Raw genomic sequence first — 14,311 nt, forward strand, 5'->3', positions numbered from 1 at the left:
TTTGCTGCAACTTCGAAAAATCCCCGTTCTGTTGAGCGCCCTGCTGTTCAGCTACGCTGCGCAGGCGGGCAAACTGGCCATTGTCATCGATGACGTAGGCTATCGCCCTGCCGAAGAGAACAAGGTCCTGCAGATGCCGCAGGCCATTTCAGTGGCGGTTTTGCCCAACGCGCCACATGCCCGTGAAATGGCCACCAAAGCGCACCAGAGTGGTCACGAAGTGTTGATCCATCTGCCCATGGCGCCGCTGAGCAAACAGCCACTGGAAAAAGATACCTTAACGCCGGAGATGAGCAGCGAAGAAGTTACCCGCATCATGCGCAATGCGGTTAACAACGTGCCTTATGCCGTAGGTCTGAACAACCATATGGGCAGCAGGATGACCTCCAGCCTGCCCGGCATGCAGAAAGTGATGCAGGCGCTGAACCACTACAATCTCTACTTTCTGGATAGCATGACCATCGCTAACAGTCAGGCTGTTCCTGCCGCACAGGGCACCCAGGTCAGGGTATTAAAACGCCGGGTATTTCTGGATGACAGCCAGGATATTAATGCCATCCGCCAGCAGTTCAGTCGGGCGGTGAAACTGGCGCAGCGCGACGGTTACGCCATTGCCATTGGTCATCCCCACCCTAACACAGTGCGGGTGCTGCAGCAGATGTTACCCACATTGCCAGCCGACGTTACGCTGGTTCGTCCCAGTCAGCTGCTGAACGAATCACTGCACAGCGGCTCACGGCCGCCTGTGGCGCCGGCAAAACCGGTGACACCGCGCTTCCAGCCTGCAGACCTGTGTAAACCGAAACAGCCGCTGGCGCCGGTTCCTGCCACCCGAGCCTTAGCGGTAATAGCGGAAAGCGTGAATAACAGCCCGCTGTTTAACACGCTAAAAAATCTGTTCTGAATTTGCTATGAATGCTAAGTGTTCAGCTTAGCGTTCATTTATACGCAGAAATTACTATAATCCTGGGTCGGGCGATAACGTGCTGTGCGGGAACAGTGATAGGGATGACGATTATTAAACAAAAAATCCTGCTGCTGGATAACGGCAGAGAGTGGGGCGGCGGCACCAACAGTATGCTGGAGCTGTTGAAGCGTATTGATCGTCAAAAGTTTGATATCACCTGCTGCTTCTATCACAACTACAGCCGTGGCAACGACGAAACCATTGAGGCCACGCTGAATGCGCTGGCTATCCCGGTCTTTTTTATTCCGCAAATCAGGCAGCCACGCTGGGCAAAGTTTGTTAAAGAAGCCGCGCGTGCACTGCTGTTTTTTAATAAAAAGCTCAAGAAGCGCGCCATCGATCAGATTGATACACACTGGCGCATTATGCCCAATGCCAGCAAAATCAACTCACTGCTGCAGCTGGGGAAGTTTGACACGCTCTATATGAATAACCAGCCCAGCACCAATGTGGAAGGTTATCTGGCGGCGCGCAGCCTGGATGTTGCGGTAGTGCAACACTGCCGTATCGATCCGGTTCTGGAACCGCGGCTGGTCAGCATGGTTAATCAGGATTGCCAGGCGATCATTGCCGTGTCGCAGGGCGTGAATAACACCCTGCGCAGCCACGGTGTTGATGCGGAACGCTGTTTTACCGTCAATAATGCTATCGACATCCACCAGCCTCTGCCCGACCGCCTTGAAGTACGCCAGCGCTTTAAACTCTCCCCTTCGACCTTTGTGTTCGGCACGATCGGCTCGCTGATATTGCGTAAATCTAATCACCATATTCTGCAGGCACTGGGCCGTTTTAAACGCGCTAATCCCGATGCCGACTGGAAGATGGTGGTTGTTGGAGCGGGTCCGGAACTTCAGCATCTGCTGCAACTCGCTACCGCAGAGAACATCCAGCAGCATGTGGTCTTTACGGGCTTTCAGAACAACGCGCTGGATTACCTCACTGCCTTTGATGCGTTTATTCTTGCCTCACGCAGTGAGGGCTTACCAAGGGTGGTGCTGGAGGCGATGCTGGTGAATACCGCCGTAGTGGGATCCCGCGTGGTCGGCACTGCCGAATTGATCAGTCATGACGAAACCGGGCTGCTATTTGATTATGGCAACGTGGTGCAACTGACCCAGCATCTGACCGCACTGTGGCAGGATGCGGATTTACGTCAACGCCTGATCAATGCGGCAGCGAAACGCGTACGTGAACAGTACGCTATTGAAACTTATATCAGCGGCGTCGAGAATATTTTGCAAAGCGTCGTGAAAAAGAAACCTCATGCTTAATTTTTTAAATCCCCGTTATCGCCATATCAGAGCGAGCCATAACCTGCCTTATTCGCAGAAAGAGGTTCAGGGCACTGTACCGGTAACCTCGGTCGTGATTCCCTGCACCGGCGCGGACTATATTGAAGAAGCCCTGCTCAGTGCCGATTTTGCGGCGCGCTTTGCGACAGAGGCTGAAGAGATCGTAATTGTCAGCGATCAGCCGGCTCACGCCTTTGGCAGCCTGCCAGTAAAAACCCGCGTGGCGACGCTGGATGTCCCGCATCGGGAAGAGAGCTATCGCTACAAGCAGATCTATCGCAGTCGTTTGATTAAATTGCAGGCGCCCTTACAGGCAAAAGGCGACGGCATTCTGATGATCGATTCCGACCTCAATCTGCTTAAGATGCCGGAGATCATGATGAAGCCCGGCCATCTCTATTCCAGTTTTCGTCAGGGGAAAATGATTGCCAAGCTGGCTGATGCGCCGGAAGAGGCGATCCCCGCCTACTACCCGCACAGTATCCGGCCCTGGCTGGTGGATCACGTGAATGGGGCTTACCTGGCTGCCACCCGTGAAGTCTGGCAGCGCATTTCGCCGCTGTGGCTGACGCTGTTTAATGATACCTGGAATTTAATGAACGACAGCCAGCCGCCTACTGACCAGCTGCCGCTCGCGGTGTTGCTGGACATGCTGGATATTAAAACCGTCAATCTGGGCGAATGGGCTAACTGGCCGGTCTCAAAGAAAATTGGCGGTCAGTCGGCGGTGATCCCGCCTGAAGTGGTAGGTGCACATGGCGGCTTTCCGCTGTCGGAATGGCAAAAATACCTCGCCGATCCGCAACAGCCGCTGAACTTTAAAGGTCAGGACTACACGCGCAAAGTGCGCTACCTGACCGATGAAGAGAAAAAACAAAGCTAATCATGCGGCCGCCCTGGCGGCCGTTGTTTTAATCCCAGCTCAGTATCACTTTTCCCGAGCGTCCTGAACGCATCTCATCAAAGCCCTGCTGGAAATCGTCGATTCCATAGCGATGGGTAATAACCGGCGTTAAATCAAGCCCGGACTGGATCAGCGCCGCCATTTTATACCAGGTTTCAAACATCTCCCGGCCATAAATGCCCTTGATAAAAAGCCCTTTGAAGATCACCTGGTTCCAGTCGATCGCCATTTCACCCGGCGGGATGCCCAGCAGTGCAATCCGCCCTCCGTGGTTCATTACCTCCAGCAATGAACGGAAGGCAGGCGGTGCACCAGACATCTCCAGTCCGACATCGAATCCCTCCGTCATGCCCAGCGAGTGCATCACGTCTCGCAGATCCTCATTCGCCACATTGACCGCGCGCGTGACGCCCATTTTGCGCGCCAGTGACAGACGATACTCATTGATGTCTGTGATCACCACGTTACGTGCGCCGACATGGCGACAGACCGCGGCGGCCATGATGCCGATAGGACCCGCGCCGGAGATCAGCACATCCTCACCCACCAGATCGAACGATAGCGCGGTATGCACGGCGTTGCCGAACGGATCAAAGATTGCCGCCAGCTCATCGGAAATGTTGTCGGGAATTTTGAACGCATTGAAGGCCGGGATAACCAGATACTCCGCAAAGCAGCCCTGGCGGTTAACGCCTACACCCATTGTGTTACGGCATAAATGCGTTCGCCCGGCACGGCAATTACGGCAATGTCCGCAGGTGATGTGCCCTTCGCCCGAGACCCGATCGCCAATCGTAAAGCCTTTCACTTCCTGTCCTATCGCAACCACTTCCCCCACATATTCATGACCGACAATCATCGGTACCGGAATGGTTTTGCGCGACCAGTCATCCCAGTTGTAAATATGGACATCGGTACCGCAGATAGCGGTTTTGCGAATCTTAATCAGCAAATCGTTGTGGCCCGGCTCCGGAACTGGCGCATCGGTCACCATCCAGATGCCCGTTTCCTTCTTCAGTTTGGCGAGTGCTTTCATGACGGACTCCTCAGGCGATAACGCCCAGTTGTTTGCCGATACGGGTAAAGGCCGCCACCGCACGTTCCAGCTGTTGCTGGGTATGCGCCGCAGAGATTTGGGTGCGAATGCGTGCCTGACCTTTTGGCACCACCGGATAGAAGAAGCCTGTAACGTAGATGCCTTCCTGTTGCAGCAGGCGGGCGAACTCCTGGGCGACGCTGGCTTCACCCAGCATCACCGGGATAATGGCGTGATCGGCTCCCGCCAGCGTAAAGCCCGCCGCCGTCATCTGCTCCCGGAAGTAACGGGCGTTGTCCCACAGACGCTGACGCAGCCCGTCGCCTTCACTGAGCAGATCCAGCACCCGCAGCGAGGCGGCAACAATGGCCGGGGCCAGCGAGTTAGAGAACAGATAGGGACGGGAACGCTGGCGCAGCCACTCCACCACTTCTGCTTTTGCGGCGGTGTAGCCACCGGAGGCGCCACCCAGCGCTTTACCCAGCGTGCCGGTAATGATGTCGACCCGGCCCATCACATCGCAATATTCATGGGTTCCGCGTCCGGCGTTCCCGACAAAGCCCACCGCATGGGAATCATCCACCATCACCAGCGCAGAGAACTCGTCGGCCAGATCGCAGATAGCGGGCAGATTCGCAATCACCCCATCCATTGAGAAGACCCCATCGGTGGCGATCAGAATATGACGCGCGCCTTTATCGCGCGCTTCCTGCAAGCAGGCGCGCAGCTGCGCCATATCGTTATTGGCATAGCGGTAACGCTGCGCTTTGCACAGCCGGACGCCATCGATAATGGAAGCGTGGTTCAGTGCATCAGAGATGACGGCATCCTGCGCATCGAGCAGGGTTTCAAACAGACCGCCATTGGCATCGAAACAGGAGGAGTAAAGAATGGCATCCTCCATGCCGAGAAAGTCTGCCAGCCGCTTTTCCAGCTGCTTATGACTATCCTGCGTGCCGCAAATAAAGCGCACCGACGCCATACCAAAACCATGCGAATCCATCCCCTCTTTCGCCGCCTGAATCAGCGCCGGATGGTTCGCTAAACCTAAGTAGTTATTGGCACAGAAGTTAATCACCGCCGGGTTATCGCCAACCGCGATCTCCGTCTGCTGGGCAGAGGTGATGATCCGCTCCTGTTTAAACAGTCCTTCCTGACGTGCATCATCAAGTTGCTGACGAAGTTGTTGATAAAATTGCGCAGGCATCATTGCTCTCCTCAGATGGCAAAAATCTGGCATATCTTACTGAACAGGCCGCTTCTTCACGATAAATCGCCCAACAGAATGTCATTTTTGCAGCATAGTTCACGCCACAAGGATGTACGCACAAAGCGTTACAGAGTCATCTGGCTGTCTGCACCCTGATGAAATGTTATGATGTGAGGTATTCGTGTGTGAAACCTCCTGTTTCACCCCACAACGTTGAAGGTAACAACATGATTATCGTAACTGGCGGCGCAGGAATGATTGGCAGCAACATCGTCAAAGCGCTGAACGATCGCGGTCACACCGACATTCTGGTGGTGGATAATCTGAAGGATGGCACCAAGTTTGCCAATTTAGTCGACCTGGATATCGTCGATTACATGGACAAAGAAGAGTTCCTGATGAGCGTGATGGCGGGCGATGATTTAGGCCCGATCGAAGCGGTGTTCCATCAGGGCGCCTGCTCCTCCACCACCGAGTGGGATGGCAAATACATGATGGAGAACAACTATCAGTACTCCAAAGAGCTGCTGCACTTCTGTCTTGAGCGCGAGATCCCGTTCCTCTACGCCTCTTCCGCAGCGACCTACGGCGGACGCAACGAGAATTTCATTGAAGAGCGTCAGTATGAGCAGCCGCTTAATGTTTATGGCTACTCTAAGATGCTGTTCGACCATTACGTCCGTCAGATGCTGCCGGAAGCGAACTCGCCGGTATGCGGCTTCCGCTATTTCAACGTCTATGGACCGCGTGAAGGCCACAAGGGCAGCATGGCAAGCGTGGCCTTCCATCTGAACACGCAGATCAGCAACGATGAAAATCCAAAACTGTTTGAAGGCAGCGACGGCTTTAAACGTGATTTCATCCACGTTGATGATGTTGCGGAAGTGAACCTGTGGTGCTGGGAAAATGGCGTCTCCGGGATTTACAACTGTGGCACAGGCCGCGCCGAGTCCTTCCAGGAAGTGGCTGACGCAGTACTGAAGTTCCACCAGAAAGGTCAGATCGAGTACATCCCGTTCCCGGAAAAACTCAAAGGACGGTACCAGGCCTATACTCAGGCCGATCTCACTAAGCTGCGTGCCGCCGGCTACGACAAGCCATTTAAAACGGTGGCGCAGGGCGTCGCTGACTATATGGTCTGGCTGAACCGTAACGCATAAAGGAAGCTGCTCCGGCGATGAAAATTCTGGTAATCGGCCCGTCGTGGGTCGGCGATATGATGATGTCGCAAAGTCTCTATCGCACCCTCAAGGCCGAACATCCCGATGCGGTGATTGACGTGATGGCACCTGCATGGTGCCGTCCGTTGTTGTCACGCATGCCGGAGGTGAATCAGGCGCTGGCGATGCCACTTGGGCATGGCGCGCTGGAAATCGGTGAGCGTCGCCGGTTGGGCAAAGTGCTGCGCGCCAGTCACTACGACCGCGCTTATGTGCTGCCTAACTCCTTCAAGTCGGCGCTGGTCCCCTTCTTTGCCGGAATAAAACGCCGCGTCGGCTGGCGCGGTGAAATGCGCTATGGCCTGCTGAATGATTTGCGCGTGCTGGATAAAGCCGCATTTCCACTGATGGTTGAGCGCTACGTTGCGCTGGGCTACGACACACCTGTTGCGTCGGCGGCGCAGCTGCCCCAGCCGCTGTTGTGGCCAAAACTGCAGGTTGAAGAGCAGGAAAAAATTGAAACGGCCGCACAGTTTCAGCTCGCCGCGACCCGTCCGGTCATCGGTTTTTGTCCGGGCGCTGAATTTGGTCCGGCCAAACGCTGGCCGCACTATCACTACGCCACGCTGGCCCGCCAGTTGATTGCTGAAGGCTTTCAGATCGTGCTGTTTGGCTCCGCCAAAGATCGCCCGACCGGCGAAGAGATTATCGCGGCGCTGCCCGAAGAGGCTCGCGGCCACTGCCGTAATCTGGCGGGTGAAACCCAGCTGGAACAGGCGGTGATTCTGCTGGCACAATGCCGTGCCGTGGTCAGCAACGACTCCGGCCTGATGCATATCGCCGCGGCGCTGGATCGTCCACTGGTGGCGCTCTATGGACCAAGCAGTCCTGACTTTACGCCGCCGCTGGCAAAGCAGGCGCGAATTATTCGCCTGATTACCGGCTATCACAAAGTGCGCAAAGGCGATGCCGAACAGGGCTATCACCAGAGCCTGATCGATATTCAGCCTGAACGTGTACATCAGACGCTGAGCGAACTGCTCGCGCCACAGGAGGTGCCATGCACGTCCTGATTGTTAAAACCTCATCAATGGGCGATGTGCTGCATTCGCTCCCGGCACTGACCGATGCAATGCATGCCATTCCCGGCATCCGTTTCGACTGGGTAGTGGAAGAGAATTTCGCACAGATCCCTGGCTGGCATCCCGCAGTAGATAAGGTGTTACCGGTTGCGATTCGCCGCTGGCGCAAACACTGGTTTGGCAGTCAGCAGCGTGAAGAGCGCGTGCTGTTTAAGCGCGCGTTACAGTCACGTGAGTACGATATCGTGATTGATGCACAGGGCCTGATCAAAAGTGCCGCGCTGGTCACCCGCTTATCGAAAGGGGTGAAACATGGGCAGGACAGCCGCAGCGCGCGTGAGCCGTTCGCCAGCTGGTGGTATGACATCCGCCATGAGGTCAGTAAGCGACAGCACGCGGTTGAGCGGACGCGCGAACTGTTCGCCAAAAGCCTGGGCTATGAAAAGCCGCAAAGTCAGGGTGACTACGCCATTGCCGGACACTTCCTGCATCATCTGCCCGCTGACGCACATCATTACCTGGTCTTTCTGCATGCCACAACGCGTGACAACAAGCACTGGCCGGAATCACACTGGCGACAGCTGATTGAGCAGATGCAGCCCAGCGGGTTGCGAGTGAAATTGCCCTGGGGTGCTGAACATGAGCATCAGCGTGCGCAGCGCCTTGCAGAAGGATTTGAGCATGTCGATGTACTGCCTAAGCTGACGCTGGAAGCGATAGCACAACAGCTGGCGGGCGCACGGGCGGTGGTCTCAGTGGATACCGGATTGAGCCATCTGACGGCGGCACTGGATCGCCCCAACCTCACGCTGTATGGTCCGACCGATCCTGGATTGATTGGCGGTTACGGGCAGAACCAACAGGCACTGAGCGCCCCGAATCATAATCTGGCAGAGCTGACTGCTGACACGGTGGCAGAGAAACTGCGGGCCGTTATTACGGAAAACATGCCATGAACTATGTGCTGATCTACCTGCTGTTGCTGCCTTTCCGGGCTGTAATGCGGCTGTTTTACCGGCCAACCGGACGCAGCCTGATCATCCAGACGGCAAAGATTGGTGATTTTATTAATATCACCCCGATGCTGCGCGCGCTGGGTCAGTCTGAGTTGCTGATCAGCAAAGCGGTGGAGCCGCTGGCGCGTCACGATGACACGGTCAGCCGCTATTTCCTGATTGAAGAGGCGAAGCGCAGCTTTTTTGCCAAACTGAAGCTCGCGTTCACGCTGATGAACCGCTATGACAACGTCTATCTGGTACAGCCAAACAGCGTGAACCTGTTTTTCGCCGCGCTCTGCAACGCATCGAACAAGCAGTTTCTGCGCACCTATGTGCGTAAGTCCTACCATAAGACCTTCTATCGCAGCGCCAGCGGTATTGTCGACCACACCAAAACGGATTTAACGCTCGACAGCTACCTGAAGCTGATTAATCGTGACTACCGCTACACCGATTTCCCTAAGCATGCAACCTCACCGCTCTGGCAGCCGCCTGCGCCGCCCGCCGCGCTGCTTAATCCGCGCAGCGGTATTAAAATTGGCATCAGTATTTCTGCTGGTAACCGGGCTAAAACCATTCCTGCCAGCATCTGGCAGCAGCTGATGGCGTCGCTGGCTGACCTGCCCTGCACCTTTTATGTGTTTGGCCCACCGGCTGAGCAGCCGTGGCTGGATGAGTTACTGAGCCTGACCGGCCCGAAAGACAATATCGTCAGTCTGATTGGTGAGCTAAAACTGGAAGAGGTTCCGTGGGCCATTACACAGATGGATTTCTACATCTCCTCTGACTCTGGCAATGCTTATATTGCGGATGCGCAGCAGATACCGGTGATCATGCTTTACGGGCCGTGTGAAGTCCGGGAACAGCGTCCGGTCAATAACGTTTTGTTTATCGGACCGGATAATATTGCTGCGTCGACGTTCGTTTTTGCCACCCGTTTTCAGTTTGATCAGCCTGCTGAAAAATTATTCGGGCTGGATCACGATAAACTGACTAGAATACAAACGTTTATTACTCATAATCTGGAATAGTGAAGCGTAATGGCAATTACCCCTCTTGCTGAGGCCGTTCAGCAAAGTCAGCTGCTGGTTAACACGCTTGCTGACACGGATGATAATCCGGTTCATGTTGCGTTTGGCATCAACTACGCCTACGCGCGTGGCCTGGGCATTACGTTGTTTTCACTTCTCAGCCATCATCCTGATACCGCTTTCCACGCCCATGTTTTTTCAGACTCGCTTTGCGAAGAGGATGTGGAAAAACTGCGATCGCTGGCCACGGGCCATCGTCTGGCGATCACGCTGCATATCTTTAACCGTGCCTGGGTTGATCAGTTGCCTGCGGTCGGACGCTATCCCAAAAGTATCCACTACCGTTTCCTGATCCCGGAAACCGTGGCGAGCTACAGCGATCGGGTGATATATATTGATGCTGACACCCTGGTGGTGGGCGACTACTCTCCCCTGTTCACGCTGGATATCACTGATTACACGCTGGCGGCCTGTAATGACACACCGCGGGCGCGACATAACCAGTGCGCAAGGCTGGGGCTGAAGCACCACCACTATTTCAACTCCGGCTTTATGCTGATTAATATTCCACGCTGGCTCGAAAGGCAGACCACCGCGCGCATTACCGACGTGCTGGTAACGCGGGGCGCAGAGTTTGGTTTTCCCGATCAGGATGCGCTGAATATCGTGCTGGAGGATGAGGTCCTGATCCTGCCAGACCGCTATAACCACATTTACGACATCATCGCCAATAAAGTCTGGGATCACACGAGCGTGCCAGAAGAGACGGTAATGATTCACTACACCGGTAAATGCAAACCCTGGCATGCATGGGCTGGCAGCGATCTTTCCCAGCGCTACTACAGCTATTACCAGCGCTCCCCCTGGGCTTCACAACCGCTTGATACGCCAAAGCATTATAAAGAAATGAAGCGATTCGCCCGCGTAAAATGGCATCAGAAACAGTATGCTGAAAGCCTGAGCTGGATGATGAAGTATGTCAGTCTCAAGTTTTTTAAACAGAGTGAGCAATAGCACACTCAGGTTTATCAGATTGATGCGGGCGCTGTTATTTCAGCGCCTGACTTTCCCGTCACTTATCCCGCCGGCTGTTTGCCACGACCTCTGTAATAACGACGCTGACAGCAAGCCAGCATAATAATCTGTTTACCTGCACGACCACATTGCGTAAAAAAAGCGCATATAGCGCATTATTATTGTCGGGCGTGGTTTTTAGTAAAGCAGGGATGCAACATCGTTTTATAATTGTGAACTCCCTGATTTCACTCTGCTGATTTGGAAATGATTTATGACGAGGCAACGCCCTTTCGCAGTGAATACAATGCTGGTGCAGATATTGTCATGAGTACTTCTCCTCTGCTGAGTATCATTACCCCGATGTACAATGCGGGCAGCATGTTTGATGAGTTCATGCAGTCACTGCTGGCGCAGACGCTGACTCTGCTTGAGATCATTATCGTCGATGACGGTTCAACCGATGGCTCAGGCGAGCGCGCCGATCAGTATGCACAGCAGCATTCTTATATTCGTGTGATTCATCAGGAAAATGGCGGCGTCTCGCGCGCCCGTAACGCCGGGCTGGCGATTGCCCGCGGGAAATATGTCACCTTCCCTGATGCGGATGACACCATGCAACCCGATATGTATCAGACGCTGGTGACGCTGGCGGAAGCAGATAATCTGGATGCGGCACAGTGCAACGCCGAGTGGTTTTTCAAACACAGCCAGCGGGTAAAACCGCTGATTCCGCTGGATCGCCTGCGCAGCACGCCGGTGCTGAGCGGTGCCGACTGGCTGAATACCGCGCTAAAAACCCATCGTTATATGCATGTGGTCTGGCTGGGCATCTATCGCCGGGAACTGATTGAGCATCATCAGTTGCAGTTTGAACCCGGCCTGCATCATCAGGATATTCCCTGGACCACCGAGTTTATGCTGCTGGCAAAACGCGTGCGTTATACCGAAGCGGTACTCTATCGCTACTATATGCACGACGCCTCAATCAGCAATCGCAAACGTACCGGCGAGCGCAACGTTGAGTATCAGCGCCACTACATGAAGATTGCGCGACTGCTGGAAGAGCTCAATGACCGCTATCGTGACCGCGTGAAGATTTACCCGTCGTTTCACTATCAGGTGACCCATGAAGCGCTCAGTGTTTGCCACAGTGTAAGACGTGAGCCTGACGCCCGCGCACGCCAGGCAATCATTGCCGAGCTGTTCGCCACCCGGACACACCTGCGCATGTTACGCAACGCCCGGGGAATTAAGCAGTGGTATCAGTTGCTGTTGTGGCTGGCCCGGCTCTATCGCTGGCGTGATAAATAACCTTTGAGGCTGGCTTTATCCTAAAAAGGGTTTGCCCTACAATCGGTTCACTGAATTCTGAGAACTCTTGTTTATGGCCAGCCTGACTCCAGCAAACATCTCTCCAAAAAATATATTACTGATTAAGCTGCGCCATCATGGTGACATGCTGCTCACAACGCCCGCCATCAATGCGCTTCATGAGCGTTATCCGCAGGCCAGCATCGACGTGTTGCTCTATCAGGAGACGCGTCCGATGCTGGAAGCGCATCCGGCTATCCGCCATTTGCACGTCATCGATCGTAAATGGAAGCAGGAGGGCACCTGGCGCAAGCTGGGCCATGAGCGTGCATTAATTCGCGCCATACGTGACGCACATTATGATCTGGTGATTAATCTGGCCGATCAGTGGCGGGCTGCCCTGATTACGCGTCTCTCCGCGGCGCCAGTACGTATCGGTTTCGCTTTTAAAAAACGTGATAACGTCCTGTGGCGATGGTGTCACAACCAGCTGGTCTCCACACACAATCACAGCAAGCTGCATACCGTTGAGCAGAATATGTCGGCGCTGGCACCCCTCGGCATCAGCAGCGACGGCGCACGTGTCTCAATGCACTACAGTGACGCTGACCAGCAAATTGTGCTGACCCGACTGGCAGAACACCAGGTAACCGCGCCCTATATTGTGGTGCAGCCGACCTCACGCTGGGGCTTTAAATGCTGGGAAGAGGAGAGTGTTGCCGCCACGCTCGATCAGCTGGCGCAGCCGGGCCGCAAAGTGGTGCTGACCGCCGGGCCGGACAAACAGGAGCTGGCAATGATCAACCGCATTCGGGCACTGTGTGCGTCGCCGGATGTGGTTTCGCTGGCCGGTCAGTTTACTCTGCCGCAGCTGGCGGCGCTTATCGATCATGCCCGGCTGTTTATTGGTGTCGACTCTGCACCAATGCACATGGCCGCCGCACTTGAAACGCCCTGTATTGCGCTGTTTGGCCCGACCAAGCTGCAGCACTGGCGGCCATGGGGCGACAACAATCATGTCATCTGGGCGGGGGATTATGGCCCGCTGCCCTCACCCGATTCCATCGACACCAAAACAGACCAGCGTTATCTGTCGGCCATTCCGGTGAAGGATGTGGTCGCGGCAGCGAGGAGCTATCTGAATGAGTAAGTTACGGCTGGCGATTGTCCGGCAGAAATATCGTCCGGATGGCGGTGCCGAGCGTTTTATCTCGCGCGCGCTGGAAGCGCTGGGCAGCGAGCAGCTCGATCTCAACATCATTACCCGCAGCTGGCAGGGCACACCCAATCCTGACTGGCATCTGCATATCTGTAATCCTGCAAAGCTGGGCCGGGTATCCCGTGAGCGCGGTTTTGCCCGTGCAGCACGCGCCTGCTGGGAGCGCGAAAAGTTCGATATTGTGCAAAGCCACGAGCGCATCGCGGGCTGTGATATTTTTCGCGCGGGTGATGGTGTTCATCGCGTCTGGCTGGAACAGCGCGCCCGCATCGTCTCATCGTGGCAACGACTGAGTGCTGTGCTCAGCCCTTATCATCGCTATGTCCTGCAGGCGGAAGCGGAGATGTTTAACTCTCCGACGCTGAAAGCGGTGATCTGTAATTCTGAGATGGTAAAGCGCGATATCCTGCGCTGTTTCTCGCTCGATGCCGGAAAAATCCACGTTATTCATAATGCTATCGACGCCAGCCGTTTCCAGCCCGCCACGGAAGCTGCACGTCGCGCCACCCGTCAGCAGCTGGCGCTGCCCGATGCGGCCACCGTACTGATTTATGTCGGCTCCGGCTTTGAACGCAAGGGGTTGAAAGCGGCGATACAGGCGCTGGCTGCCAGCGACCGTTATCTGATTGTGGTGGGTCAGGATAAGCAACTGCAGCGGTATCAGCAGCTGGCAAATCAGCTTAACTGTCTGGACCGCCTGCGCTTTGTCGGCGTACAGCAGGATGTGCAGCCGTTCTATCACGCGGCTGATGGCCTGCTGCTGCCCACCCTCTACGATCCTTTTCCTAATGTGGTACTGGAGGCGATGGCCTGCGGCTTACCGGTGATTACCAGCACTGGCTGCGGTGGCGCAGAATTTATTACCGCTGGTCAGGAAGGCTTCGTCTGTGATGCGTTGGATATCAACGGGTTAAATCAGGCTGTTAATGCATTACCGGCGCTTTCCGTCGATTCACGAATGGGTGACGCGGCGCGGCGCAAAATTGAACCTTATGGTCCACAACGGCTGGCGCAGGCGCTGACTTCGCTTTATCAGCAGGTCCTGAGCAGCAACTGACAATGTGGGATGAGTGCATGCGGGGTT

Annotated in this window: 13 protein-coding genes; 11 read left to right on the forward strand and 2 right to left on the reverse strand. The window is 55.1% G+C overall.

What is annotated here, in order from left to right:
• Position 1 precedes the first annotated feature (1 nt).
• The 3 genes from ACVKSX_RS22550 to ACVKSX_RS22560 all read left to right on the forward strand — a co-directional run bounded on the left by ACVKSX_RS22550 (position 2) and on the right by ACVKSX_RS22560 (position 3,142).
• Positions 2-904 (forward strand): divergent polysaccharide deacetylase family protein, encoded by a 903-nt coding sequence (locus ACVKSX_RS22550; RefSeq protein WP_045139508.1) that lies wholly within the window; start codon positions 2-4, stop codon positions 902-904.
• Between the two features lie 104 nt (positions 905-1,008).
• Positions 1,009-2,238: a glycosyltransferase gene (locus tag ACVKSX_RS22555; protein WP_010672083.1), complete on the forward strand. Its 1,230-nt coding sequence runs from the start codon at positions 1,009-1,011 to the stop codon at positions 2,236-2,238.
• Positions 2,231-3,142 carry a hypothetical protein gene (locus ACVKSX_RS22560; protein WP_033759220.1) on the forward strand — a complete coding sequence of 304 codons (912 nt, stop codon included), beginning with the start codon at positions 2,231-2,233 and terminating at the stop codon, positions 3,140-3,142. The genes ACVKSX_RS22555 and ACVKSX_RS22560 overlap by 8 nt, the downstream gene beginning before the upstream one ends.
• Before the next feature lie 28 nt (positions 3,143-3,170).
• On the opposite strand, the gene tdh is transcribed toward ACVKSX_RS22560, so the two are convergent.
• Both tdh and ACVKSX_RS22570 read right to left on the reverse strand, forming a co-directional pair.
• Entirely contained in the window at positions 3,171-4,199 is a 1,029-nt protein-coding gene (gene tdh, locus ACVKSX_RS22565; RefSeq protein ID WP_010258251.1) for an L-threonine 3-dehydrogenase, read from the reverse strand.
• 10 nt (positions 4,200-4,209) lie between these two features.
• Positions 4,210-5,406: a glycine C-acetyltransferase gene (locus ACVKSX_RS22570; protein ID WP_010672085.1), complete on the reverse strand. Its 1,197-nt coding sequence runs from the start codon at positions 5,404-5,406 to the stop codon at positions 4,210-4,212.
• A 230-nt stretch (positions 5,407-5,636) separates the two neighbouring features.
• On the opposite strand from ACVKSX_RS22570, the gene rfaD reads away from it, so the two are divergent.
• The 8 genes from rfaD to ACVKSX_RS22610 all read left to right on the forward strand — a co-directional run bounded on the left by rfaD (position 5,637) and on the right by ACVKSX_RS22610 (position 14,284).
• Positions 5,637-6,569 carry an ADP-glyceromanno-heptose 6-epimerase gene (gene rfaD / locus ACVKSX_RS22575; RefSeq protein WP_010258257.1) on the forward strand — a complete coding sequence of 311 codons (933 nt, stop codon included), beginning with the start codon at positions 5,637-5,639 and terminating at the stop codon, positions 6,567-6,569.
• Positions 6,570-6,586: 17 nt separating this feature from the next.
• Entirely contained in the window at positions 6,587-7,642 is a 1,056-nt protein-coding gene (rfaF, locus tag ACVKSX_RS22580) for an ADP-heptose--LPS heptosyltransferase RfaF (RefSeq protein WP_010258260.1), read from the forward strand.
• Positions 7,630-8,607 (forward strand): lipopolysaccharide heptosyltransferase RfaC, encoded by a 978-nt coding sequence (rfaC, locus tag ACVKSX_RS22585; RefSeq protein WP_010258262.1) that lies wholly within the window; start codon positions 7,630-7,632, stop codon positions 8,605-8,607. Before rfaF ends, rfaC begins: the two co-directional genes overlap by 13 nt.
• Entirely contained in the window at positions 8,604-9,680 is a 1,077-nt protein-coding gene (locus ACVKSX_RS22590) for a glycosyltransferase family 9 protein (protein ID WP_064690986.1), read from the forward strand. The genes rfaC and ACVKSX_RS22590 overlap by 4 nt, the downstream gene beginning before the upstream one ends.
• Positions 9,681-9,689: 9 nt before the next feature.
• Complete coding sequence (locus ACVKSX_RS22595; protein WP_033773154.1) at positions 9,690-10,694, forward strand: glycosyltransferase family 8 protein; 1,005 nt, start codon at positions 9,690-9,692, stop codon at positions 10,692-10,694.
• Positions 10,695-11,021: 327 nt separating this feature from the next.
• Complete coding sequence (locus tag ACVKSX_RS22600) at positions 11,022-12,008, forward strand: glycosyltransferase (RefSeq protein ID WP_284671903.1); 987 nt, start codon at positions 11,022-11,024, stop codon at positions 12,006-12,008.
• A gap of 73 nt (positions 12,009-12,081) precedes the next feature.
• Positions 12,082-13,158 carry a putative lipopolysaccharide heptosyltransferase III gene (gene rfaQ, locus ACVKSX_RS22605; RefSeq protein WP_010258272.1) on the forward strand — a complete coding sequence of 359 codons (1,077 nt, stop codon included), beginning with the start codon at positions 12,082-12,084 and terminating at the stop codon, positions 13,156-13,158.
• Entirely contained in the window at positions 13,151-14,284 is a 1,134-nt protein-coding gene (locus ACVKSX_RS22610) for a glycosyltransferase family 4 protein (protein WP_010258274.1), read from the forward strand. The genes rfaQ and ACVKSX_RS22610 overlap by 8 nt, the downstream gene beginning before the upstream one ends.
• Positions 14,285-14,311: the final 27 nt, after the last annotated feature.

The sequence above is a fragment of the Pantoea sp. PvP021 genome, assembly GCF_054056055.1.

Excerpts from the sequence above, each read along its gene's own strand:
- ACVKSX_RS22600 (WP_284671903.1), top strand. The coding sequence starts at position 11,022 with ATGAGTACTTCTCCTCTGCTGAGTATCATTACCCCGATGTACAATGCG.
- rfaC (WP_010258262.1), top strand. The coding sequence starts at position 7,630 with ATGCACGTCCTGATTGTTAAAACCTCATCAATGGGCGATGTGCTGCAT.
- rfaF (WP_010258260.1), top strand. The coding sequence starts at position 6,587 with ATGAAAATTCTGGTAATCGGCCCGTCGTGGGTCGGCGATATGATGATG.
- ACVKSX_RS22570 (WP_010672085.1), bottom strand. The coding sequence starts at position 5,406 with ATGCCTGCGCAATTTTATCAACAACTTCGTCAGCAACTTGATGATGCA.
- ACVKSX_RS22595 (WP_033773154.1), top strand. The coding sequence starts at position 9,690 with ATGGCAATTACCCCTCTTGCTGAGGCCGTTCAGCAAAGTCAGCTGCTG.
- rfaQ (WP_010258272.1), top strand. The coding sequence starts at position 12,082 with ATGGCCAGCCTGACTCCAGCAAACATCTCTCCAAAAAATATATTACTG.
- ACVKSX_RS22555 (WP_010672083.1), top strand. The coding sequence starts at position 1,009 with ATGACGATTATTAAACAAAAAATCCTGCTGCTGGATAACGGCAGAGAG.
- ACVKSX_RS22590 (WP_064690986.1), top strand. The coding sequence starts at position 8,604 with ATGAACTATGTGCTGATCTACCTGCTGTTGCTGCCTTTCCGGGCTGTA.
- rfaD (WP_010258257.1), top strand. The coding sequence starts at position 5,637 with ATGATTATCGTAACTGGCGGCGCAGGAATGATTGGCAGCAACATCGTC.
- ACVKSX_RS22610 (WP_010258274.1), top strand. The coding sequence starts at position 13,151 with ATGAGTAAGTTACGGCTGGCGATTGTCCGGCAGAAATATCGTCCGGAT.
- ACVKSX_RS22560 (WP_033759220.1), top strand. The coding sequence starts at position 2,231 with ATGCTTAATTTTTTAAATCCCCGTTATCGCCATATCAGAGCGAGCCAT.
- tdh (WP_010258251.1), bottom strand. The coding sequence starts at position 4,199 with ATGAAAGCACTCGCCAAACTGAAGAAGGAAACGGGCATCTGGATGGTG.